Below are 1,544 nucleotides of genomic sequence, written 5' to 3' on the forward strand. Positions count from 1 at the left end.
CCCTGCCCCCTCATTCATGAGGGGATTTATGGGTTTTCTTTTTGTTGCAATCCCTTCATAATAATCTTATGCGCAACATACTTCAGGATATATTTAAAGATAATTATGAAAGAATGATTTATACATTACATCCTCGAAAATCGGTCATTGAAAATGTTGATCGTATGATTAACTGTGGTGACCCTTCTTTTGGTGGTGCAATGTATGGTTGTGGTCAATGTGGAACTCTTAAATTTGTTCCATTTCGTTGCCACAGTAGATTTTGTCCTACCTGTGGAACAAAATATTCCATTGACCGCACTACTTCTATGTCTTTTAAGATAATCAATGTCCAGCATCGTCATTGTGTCTTTACCATTGATTCTGAACTCAGACACTTCTTTCTTGAAGACCGTGAACTTCTTGGTCTTCTTTTTGAAGCAGTTCAAAGTGTTATCCTTCGCATGTTTCATAAAGACAACAAAACAGAAAAATTTACTCCAGGATTTATCCTTGTTCTTCACACCTTCGGTAGAGATTTAAAATGGAATCCTCACATTCATTGTCTTCTTTCAGAAGGCGGAATTGGTAACTCTGGTCTTTGGCGCGCGAAAACTCACTTTAATTACACCTATCTTCGTAATGCTTTCAGAACCGCTTTGCTTAACCTAATGGAAAAGAAGATAGGCTCATCTTTCAAAAAGGTTAAAGCCAAATGTTATAAAGAACACAAGGATGGTTTCTACGTATATGCAAAACCAAACAAATGCAATCCAACAATTGTTGCTAAGTACATTGGGCGATACCTTGGTCGTCCCGTTATCGCTACTTCTCGTATTGATGCGTACGATGGCGAAAATGTAACTTTTCATTACAATCGACATGAAGATGACCAACGTGTTGTTGAAACAATTCCTGTAATGGATTTTATTGCAAGGCTTATTCAGCACATACCAGAAAAACATTTCAAGCAAATCCGCTACTATGGGCTTTATGCCAGATCTCGCGAGAATGATAAGAAAATCAATCTCGCCATTGCAAAGGAAAAACGTAAAACTATTCTTTCTTTTAATCGTTGGCGCGATTGTACATTATCTTCCTTTGGCTATGACCCGCTTAAATGCCCTTGCTGTGGCGAAACAATGCTTTTCCTTGAGTTTTATCATAAACATCAGCATATTTCTCTGAACGAAATGTACGAAAAGGCTATGGGTAGACTCCCATCTCCTTCATCAGCATAAATATATACATCACCTCTTCCTCTGTGATAGAATGTAAAAAAAAACGGAGGAAATACTATGTCGCAACGTTCAGATGAAATCAGAAACAAGTACATACAGAATCCACCTGAAGGCATGACTGCTGATGACATCCGTCACATGAGTGAGGATGATTTGCTTGATATGGATTACTTCTTAAATGAAGACGATGAGTTTGGTGAAGACTTCCCTGGTGCTGAAGGCTTCTATATCTTCTAAAACCTATCGTTTATTTGTCGTGCCCGCTAACTTGCGGGCACTTTTCATATCTAGCAATCCCAAAGTTAGAACTTTCCTATAAAGTAA

At 38.1% G+C, this 1,544-nt stretch carries 2 protein-coding genes; both read left to right on the plus strand.

Going from position 1 to position 1,544, the window contains the following annotated elements:
* The first annotated feature begins 68 nt into the window (after window positions 1-68).
* Window positions 69-1,220, plus strand: a complete 1,152-nt coding sequence (locus tag DW650_RS19260) for an IS91 family transposase (protein ID WP_118210880.1) — start codon at window positions 69-71, stop codon at window positions 1,218-1,220.
* Between the two features lie 57 nt (window positions 1,221-1,277).
* Window positions 1,278-1,457, plus strand: coding sequence for a hypothetical protein (locus DW650_RS19265; protein ID WP_117636772.1), 180 nt, complete (start codon window positions 1,278-1,280; stop codon window positions 1,455-1,457).
* The last annotated feature ends 87 nt before the right edge of the window (window positions 1,458-1,544 follow it).

Source organism: Roseburia sp. AM23-20 (genome assembly GCF_003470905.1).
Classification (GTDB): Bacteria; Bacillota; Clostridia; order Lachnospirales; family Lachnospiraceae; genus Roseburia; species Roseburia rectibacter.